The 8,590-nt window shown below is 60.5% G+C and carries 6 protein-coding genes; 2 read left to right on the forward strand and 4 right to left on the reverse strand.

Going from position 1 to position 8,590, the window contains the following annotated elements:
• Positions 1 to 110: 110 nt before the first annotated feature.
• Positions 111 to 1,010, forward strand: a complete 900-nt coding sequence (locus tag ACODSV_RS29620; RefSeq protein WP_024077745.1) for a LysR family transcriptional regulator — start codon at positions 111 to 113, stop codon at positions 1,008 to 1,010.
• 242 nt (positions 1,011 to 1,252) lie between these two features.
• Here the strand turns inward: ACODSV_RS29620 and ACODSV_RS29625 are convergent, their stop codons facing one another.
• The 4 genes from ACODSV_RS29625 to ACODSV_RS29640 all read right to left on the reverse strand — a co-directional run bounded on the left by ACODSV_RS29625 (position 1,253) and on the right by ACODSV_RS29640 (position 8,311).
• Positions 1,253 to 3,031: an acyl-CoA dehydrogenase C-terminal domain-containing protein gene (locus ACODSV_RS29625; RefSeq protein ID WP_102623881.1), complete on the reverse strand. Its 1,779-nt coding sequence runs from the start codon at positions 3,029 to 3,031 to the stop codon at positions 1,253 to 1,255.
• 122 nt (positions 3,032 to 3,153) lie between these two features.
• Entirely contained in the window at positions 3,154 to 4,923 is a 1,770-nt protein-coding gene (locus ACODSV_RS29630) for an acyl-CoA dehydrogenase C-terminal domain-containing protein (RefSeq protein ID WP_150054614.1), read from the reverse strand.
• 90 nt (positions 4,924 to 5,013) lie between these two features.
• Positions 5,014 to 6,303 (reverse strand): GGDEF domain-containing protein, encoded by a 1,290-nt coding sequence (locus ACODSV_RS29635; RefSeq protein ID WP_041161035.1) that lies wholly within the window; start codon positions 6,301 to 6,303, stop codon positions 5,014 to 5,016.
• Positions 6,304 to 6,505: 202 nt separating this feature from the next.
• Positions 6,506 to 8,311, reverse strand: coding sequence for a phenylacyl-CoA dehydrogenase (locus tag ACODSV_RS29640; protein ID WP_024077749.1), 1,806 nt, complete (start codon positions 8,309 to 8,311; stop codon positions 6,506 to 6,508).
• Between the two features lie 52 nt (positions 8,312 to 8,363).
• On the opposite strand from ACODSV_RS29640, the gene ACODSV_RS29645 reads away from it, so the two are divergent.
• Positions 8,364 to 8,590: hypothetical protein (locus ACODSV_RS29645; protein WP_489047122.1), on the forward strand; the 227-nt coding region annotated here is incomplete at its 3' end.

The following is an 8,590-nucleotide window of genomic DNA, read 5'->3' on the forward strand; positions in this document are numbered from 1 at the left end:
CTATTCATTGCCCGATCTGGCCCTGTAAGCCTTGTGGATAGGCGCTAGACTAGGCGTCTCGGCGGCTAACGGCCATTTCGATTTTCCAGCTTTTTCGATAAGAAAGACTTATGGATTTCAAGCAACTGCGTTATTTCGTCGCGGTATATGAAGAAGGCCACGTGGGCCGTGCCGCTGAACGCCTGTCGATCTCCCAACCGGCGCTGTCACAGCAGATTCGCCAACTGGAGCAGAACCTGGATGTCAGCCTGTTCGAGCGCAGCAGCAAGCGCCTGTTACCGACACTCGCCGCCCATACCTTGTACAACCACGCCCTGCCTTTGATCGACGGTATGCAGCAAGCCGTCGAAGCCTTGCGCAACTTCAAGGGCCAGGCACTGCGCACCTTGGCCATCGGCGTACTGCAAACCGTGCACACCAGCCTGGTGCCGCAGATGCTGGAGCGGGTGCGCAAGGCCCAACCCCACCTGGTGGTGCAGATCTACGAATTGACCGGGATTGAGATTGAACGGCGGCTGCTCAACGGCTCGCTGGACATCGGCATCAGTTACCTGCCGCCACGCCAGCCGGGCCTGCACGGTGTGCTGTTGTATGAAGATGAACTGAAAGTGGTGATCCCCGAGGATCACCCCCTGCGCGAATTCAAGAAGGTCTCGCTGAAACAGGCGGCCGAATTGCCGATGTTGCTGCTGGGAGAAGAGTTTCAGGTTCGACAGATCTGGCAGGGCCAGTTGGCTAACCTCGGGCGGCGCCCGCAAGTGCAAGCGGAGCTCAATACCATGGTGGGGATTCTCGACAGCCTGCCCCATACCAAACTGGCGACCGTCTTGCCGGGCCGTTCCCAGGATGAACACAACAGCCAGTCGCTGCTGTGGAAGCCCTTGAGCGAACCCAGGGTGCCGCTGAAAGTGGGCCTGGTATGCCGCGATGTGCAGCGTCAGCAGGCCACGATGGCGTTGCTGCGCACCTTGCTTGAAGACGTGATGAATGCCCCGCTGGCCCAGCCCTGAACTTAGCGCCCCCGACTTTTTCGCGGGCAAAAGAAAACCCCGCCGAAGCGGGGCTTTGCAGACTGTTTCCCTGACATCCATTTCACTCCGCCATCCTGGCAGAATCCTACGTGTCCGTGTTGTTGCTTTGCGCTTCCTGCGCGACGTCCATGTGAAGTAGATTATCCGTGGATCCAATTTGGCGATAGAGGACGAATAGCGGCACGTCATGTAAGAGAATGCTTACACGCCCTCCCCCCCCCTTAGAACTGCGCTTCATCCAGCAAAAACAGCGATTCGCTACCGGCTTTTACAGACGCACTCAGTGAGTGAATCCGCGGCAACAGACGGGCAAAGTAGAACCGTGCAGTGCCCAGCTTGCTGGCGTAGAAGTCTTCCTGCGCCTCTTTGCCCAACGCGGCCTTGGCCATCAATGCCCACATATAGGCATAGGCCATGTATCCAAATGCATGCAGGTATTCCACCGAGGCCGCGCCGATTTCATTCGGGTTGGTCTTGGCGCGGTCCAGCACCCAGGCGGTCAGGTCGTCCAGGTTATCCACCGCCGCGTTCAGCGGCTTGGTGAACTCGGCCAACTCAGGGCCTGCGGTGGCGGTGAACTGGCGAATCTCATCGGCGAACAAGGTGTAGAACGCACCGCCGCTGCCGACGATCTTGCGCCCCATCAAGTCCAACGCCTGAATACCGTTGGTGCCTTCGTAGATCTGGGTGATACGCACATCGCGCACCAGTTGCTCCTGGCCCCATTCACGAATGTAGCCGTGGCCGCCAAACACTTGCTGGCCGAGCACGGCGGTTTCCAGGCCCAGGTCGGTGAGGAAGGCCTTGGCGACAGGGGTCAACAGCGCCACCAGGTTGTCGGCACGTTCACGGGTGGCAGCGTCTTCACTGAACTTGGCGATGTCCAACTGCGTCGCCACGTAAGTGGAGAACGCACGGCCGCCTTCGTTCGAGGCTTTCATGGTCAGCAGCATACGGCGCACGTCGGGGTGCACGATGATCGGATCAGCCACCTTGTCCTTGGCCTGCGCCCCCAGGGGCGAACGGCTCTGCAAGCGGTCACGCGCATATTCGATCGCGTTCTGGTACGAGCGCTCGCCGGACGCCAGGCCCTGGATACCCACCCCCAGGCGCTCGTAGTTCATCATGGTGAACATCGCTGCCAACCCACGGTTAGGCTCGCCCACCAGGTAGCCGACCGCTTCGTCGAAGTTCATCACGCAGGTCGCCGACGCCTGGATACCCATCTTGTGTTCAATGGAACCGCAGCTCACCGGGTTACGCGCGCCCAGGCTGCCGTCGGCGTTCACCATGAACTTCGGCACCAGGAACAACGAAATGCCCTTGGGACCGGCCGGCGCATCCGGCAACTTGGCCAGCACCAGGTGGATGATGTTTTCCGTCAGGTCGTGTTCACCACCGGTGATAAAGATCTTGGTGCCGCTGACTTTGTAGGACCCATCCGATTGAGGCTCGGCCTTGGTCCGGATAATGCCCAGGTCGGTGCCGGCATGGGCCTCGGTCAGGCACATGGAACCGGCCCACTTGCCGGAGTACATATTCGGCAGGTAGGTGGCCTTGAGCGCCTCGCTGGCATGGGTGTTGATCGATACACAGGCGCCCGAGGTCAACATCGGGTACAGGCCGAACGCCAGGCTCGACGAGTTGATCATCTCTTCGACCTGGGCCGACACGGCCTTGGGCATGCCCATGCCACCGAAGATCGGGTCACCGCCGACACCGACCCAGCCACCTTCCGCGTAGGTTTTGTACGCCTGGGGGAAACCCTCCGGCGTGGTGACGACCGTGTCCGCCCAGTGGCAACCCTGTTCATCGCCACCACGGCTGAGCGGGGCGATGGATTTGGCGGTGACTTTGCCGGCCTCTTCAAGGATCGCCTCAACGGTTTCGGCATCTACGGTGTCTGCCAATGCCGGCAATTGGGCCCAAGTTTTGGCGACCTCAAAAACTTCGTTGAGGACGAAGCGCATATCACGCAGCGGCGCTTTGTAATCAGCCATGGCAAACCTCGTGAGAACGTGAAAAGTGATTCGATAGGATCGGTTTTACAGGCTCCGAGTGTACCCGAACAACTTTTCAGACACATAGGGTCCACTTGTGACTGATTGGTATTTTTAAGTCATCACAACGCAAATGCCTCCGCAGACAGACTCATCAGGCAGTCACTGCCGGCTTCCACGGCCGCCCGATGGGTCGCAGTACGTGGCAGCAAGCGCTTGAAATAGAAGTCGCAGGTGGCCAGCTTGGCTGTGGCGAAGTCGCTGTCGCCCTGTTCCAGCGCTGCAATCGCCATGCGCAGCCACAGGTAGGCAAGGATGACGTAACCGCTGTACATCAGGTAATCCACCGCAGCGGCGCCCACTTCGTCAGGGTTTTTCATCGCGGCCATCCCGACCTGGGTGGTCAGCTCGCCCCATTCCTGGTTCAGTTGATTGAGCTGCAGCACATAGCCTTTGAGCTGCGCATGCTCGGCATTCGCCGCGCAAAACTTATGCACAATCCTGGTAAAGCCGCGCAGCAGCTTGCCCTGGCTGCCCAACACCTTGCGCCCCAGCAGGTCGAGGGCCTGGATGCCGTTGGTGCCTTCATAGATCGGCGCAATCCGCGCATCGCGTGCCAGTTGCTCCATGCCCCACTCACGAATGTAGCCATGGCCGCCGAATACCTGCATGCCGTGGTTGGTCACCTCCAGCCCGGTATCGGTCATAAAGGCTTTGCAGATCGGCGTCAGGAACGCCAGCAGGTCTTCAGCCTCCTGGCGCTGGCCGGCGTCGCGGCTCAGGTGCGCGGTGTCGAGCAGTTGCGCGGTGAAATAGGTCAGCGCCCGGTTGCCCTCGTTGAACGCTTTCATGGTCAGCAACATACGGCGCACATCGGGGTGCACGATGATCGGGTCGGCGGCTTTTTCCGGCGCCTTGGCGCCGGTAAGCGAGCGCATTTGCAGGCGGTCGTTGGCGTACTTGATCGCGCCCTGGAAGCTCGCCTCGCCGTTACACAGGCCCTGCATGCCGGTCCCCAGGCGTGCATGGTTCATCATGGTGAACATGCAGTTGAGGCCCTTGTTCGCCTCGCCAATCAAAAAGCCCCGGGCGCCGTCAAAGTTCAGCACGCAGGTGGCCGAGCCCTTGATGCCCATCTTGTGCTCGATGGAGCCGCAATGCACGGCGTTGCGTTCACCGGAATCGGCATGAAACTTGGGCACGATAAAGAGGGAGATGCCCTTGGTGCCCGCTGGCGCATCCGGCAGCTTGGCCAGCACCAGGTGGATGATATTGGCGCTCATGTCGTGTTCACCGGCCGAGATGAAAATCTTGCTGCCGGTGACGGCGTAGCTGCCATCCGCCTGGGGCACGGCACGGGTCTTGATCAGGCCCAGGTCGGTACCGCAGTGGGCTTCGGTCAGGCACATGGTGCCGGTCCATTGGCCGGCGGTGAGTTTGCTCAGGTAGGTGGCTTTCTGTTCCTCGGTGCCATGGGCGTGGATCGCCGACATCGCGCCGTGGGTCAGCCCCGGGTACATACCCCAGGAGGTGTTACTGGCGCCGATCATTTCGCTCAGCACCAGGCCCAGGGATTGCGGCAAGCCTTGGCCTCCGTAGGCGGGGTCTGCCGCCACGCCGTGCCAGCCACCTTCCACGTACTGGGCGAAGGCTTCCTTGAAACCTTTGGGCGTGGTCACCACGCCATTATCGAAATGGCAGCCTTCTTCATCGCCACTGCGATTGAGCGGTGCCAGCACGTTCTCGCAAAATTTCGCACCTTCTTCGAGGATCGCACTGACCATGTCCGGGCTGGCGTCCGTCGCGCCCAGCGCCGCGTAATGGCCATGGAAGTCGAACACGTGGTCGATCAGAAAGCGCATGTCGCGCAGGGGAGCTTTGTACTCAGGCATGGCAATGTCTCCGGCAGCAGATGATTTCAACCTACTGCCGGCCAGCGCCCCGGACAATCACTGTAGAGCCGCTGAATACACCACCATCACTCAACCGGCAGCGCTCTCCATGCGCACGGCGCCGCGGCGGGTTTGCCCGGCCGCGACCACGCAATTACGCCCGGCGCCCTTGGCGGCGTAGAGCGCCTGGTCGGCGGACTTGAGCACCTCTTCGGGCGTGCGCTGCTCAGCCTGGCGCTCGGCCACGCCGATGCTGACGGTCACCGAGACACTTGAGGCGCCACTCCCCGCCCGGCGTTGACGGCCCTGCTGATCGTCCTGGGGCCGGTCTGAGTGGCGCAACTTGATGTCGTAGTCGGCGATGATCTCGCGAATTTCCTCCAGGTGCGGCATGCACTCGTCCAGGGTCTTGCCGGCAAATACCACGGCGAACTCTTCACCGCCGTAACGGTAGGCACGCCCACCCCCATTGACCTTGGACAGTTTGCTCGCCACCAGGCGCAGCACTTGGTCCCCCACATCGTGGCCATGGGTGTCGTTGAAACGCTTGAAGTGGTCGACGTCGCTCATGGCCAGCACATAGTTGCGCCCCAGCCGCTGCATGCGCTCGTTGAGGGCACGACGCCCCGGCAGGCCGGTCAGCTCGTCACGGAAGGCCATTTGATAGGCCTCGTGGGCGACACCGGCAGCGATCATCAGCATCACTTGGCTGCACATGATGTTCAGGGTAAACGGCAGGATAAATGTCTGCGGCAGCATCCAGAACATCCCCAGCAGCCCGACCATCTGCGCCGCATGCAGCGGCCGCGGCTGGTACCAGTACTGCGCCGCCAGGGTCAGGAAACCAATCAGGAACATCGGGTACGACAGCTGGATCAGGCTCATCCAGGTGCCATGCAACGCCGGCCAGCGAATTTCGGCCAACCAGTTGAGCAGCGCCTGGGGATAACTTTGCTCAAGAGCCAGGGCCACGCTGCCTACCGCCAGCAACACCGCGCCACGTGCGACAAAGTCGCGGAACAGGTGGGTCTTTTCTTGCCACAGGGCATAGACGCTGAACAACACGGGCAACAGCAGGCAACACAGGTGGAACACCACCGCCGCGTCTTCGCGAACCCGGCCATTGTCTCGGTAGAAATCGGTCTGGGTGTCGAGCAGGAAGTAGACGATGTACACCGTGATCATCAGGAACAGTTCACGCTGGCGCCGATAGACCGCGCAATACGATCCGCCGAGCAACAGCACCAGGGTCGGCAACACGTTGAACAGCGAAGTGAAGAAGACGTTGAGGTCCTTGACGTACGCAGCCGAGAGCCCGGCCAGCAATAGCAGCAACGAAGGAAAGAAATGACTGAAACGTACTGCGGACACGCGTGACAAGGGTAAAACTCCGACCCGCAAAAAAGATGGCACAGTGCCTTCACCCGGACAGTTAAGCACAACCTGCCTGGGATGTATCACATTGCCATCACTGTAACGGCAGCTCGACGCAATCCCTGAGCGCAACGCTGCGTTTTTTATCGTCGAAAAAAAACCGCCGCTCCCGAAGGAAGCGGCGGCCCTGAAGTGAACCCGGTAAGGCTTAGTAAGCCAGGCCGAAGTCCTCTTCTTTCATGTCCATCAGGTTGTTGGCGCCCGACAGCATGGTGGCTACGTGGGTGCGGGTGCGCGGCAGGATGCGTTGGAAGTAGAAGCGCGCGGTCTGCAGCTTGGCAGTGTAGAACGCCGCCTCGCTGGTGCCGGCAGCCAGTTTCTCGGCGGCCAGGCGGGCCATGTCGGCCCAGAAGTACGCCAGGCACGCGTAACCGGAGTACATCAGGTAGTCCACCGAAGCAGCACCGACCTCTTCACGGTCTTTCATCGCCGCCATGCCGACCTTCATGGTCAACTCGCCCCACTCTTTGTTCAGCGCAGCCAGTGGCGTTACGAATTCCTTGACGGCTTCGTTGCCTTCGTTGGCCTGGCAGAACTTGTGGACGATCTTGGTGAAGCCTTTAAGTGCTTCGCCCTGGGTCATCAGCACTTTACGGCCGAGCAGGTCCAGCGCCTGGATACCGGTGGTGCCTTCGTACAGCATCGAAATGCGGCTGTCGCGAACGTTCTGCTCCATGCCCCACTCGGCGATAAAGCCGTGGCCGCCGTAGATTTGCACACCGTGGTTAGCCGATTCAAAACCGACTTCGGTCATGAACGCCTTGGCGATCGGGGTCATGAACGCCAGCAGGCCATCGGCCTGTTTCTTGGCTTCGTCGTCGGTGCCGTACTTGACGATGTCCACTTGCTTGGCGGTGAAGTACACCATCGCACGGTTGCCTTCAGCGAAGGCTTTCATGGTCAGCAGCATGCGGCGCACGTCAGGGTGCACGATGATGGGGTCGGCCGCCTTGTCCGGCGCTTTCGGGCCTGTCAGGGAACGCATTTGCAGGCGATCACGAGCGTATTTCAGGCCGCCCTGGAAACCGATCTCGGCGTGGGCCAGGCCTTGCAGCGCGGTGCCCAGGCGAGCGGTGTTCATAAAGGTGAACATGCAGTTCAGGCCTTTGTTCGCCGGGCCGATCAGGAAACCGGTGGCCGCGTCGAAGTTCATCACGCAGGTGGCGTTACCGTGGATGCCCATCTTGTGTTCCAGGGAACCACAGGTCACGGCGTTGCGTGCACCGATCGAGCCATCGGCGTTGGGCAGGAACTTGGGCACGATAAACAGCGAGATGCCTTTGGTGCCAGCCGGTGCATCCGGCAGGCGGGCCAGTACGATGTGGACGATGTTATCGGCCATGTCGTGCTCACCGGCCGAGATGAAGATCTTGGTGCCGGAGACTTTGTAGGAACCGTCGGCCTGAGGTTCGGCCTTGGTACGCAGCATGCCCAGGTCGGTACCACAGTGAGGCTCGGTCAGGCACATGGTGCCGGTCCATTCGCCCGACACCAGTTTGGTCAGGTAGGCGTCTTGTTGCTCGGGGGTGCCGTGCTCGGAAATGGTGTTCATCGCACCATGGGACAGGCCGGGGTACATGCCCCACGACCAGTTGGCTTCACCGACCATTTCGCTGACAGCCAGGCCCAGGGATTCCGGCAGGCCTTGGCCACCATGCGCCACGTCGTGGGCCAGGCTTGGCCAGCCGCCTTCGACGAACTGTTTGTAGGCTTCTTTGAAACCAGCAGGGGTCTTAACGCCTGACTCGCTCCAGGTGCACCCTTCGATGTCACCCACGCGGTTCAACGGTGCCAGCACTTGCTCACAGAACTTGGCGCCTTCTTCGAGAATGGCGTCAACCATGTCCGGGGTAGCGTCCTGGCAAGCCGGCAGGCTCTGATAGTGCGCTTCATAACCAAGCAGTTCGTCACGAACGAAGCGAATATCACGCAAGGGGGCCTTGTAGTCAGGCATAGCGATAAACCTCTGCTGATGTATCTGGAATGAACAACCGCGTGGATTTGTTATGGCGGTCAAACAGGTGTTTGAAACATACGTTTACGACCTGGGGTTGTCAAGCGTCCACCCGACACCGTTTGTCCTGATGCAGGTTATGGGCAGACACGGCCAGGCCTGCGGCGGGATGCCACATCAGAAGGATATGCAGAAAATTCAGAGGGAAGGCATGTGGCAATGCGGGGCTTGTTGTGGCGAGCGGGCTTGTTGTGGCGAGCGGGCTTGCCCCGCGTTGGG

The sequence above is a fragment of the Pseudomonas sp. FG86 genome, assembly GCF_057808775.1.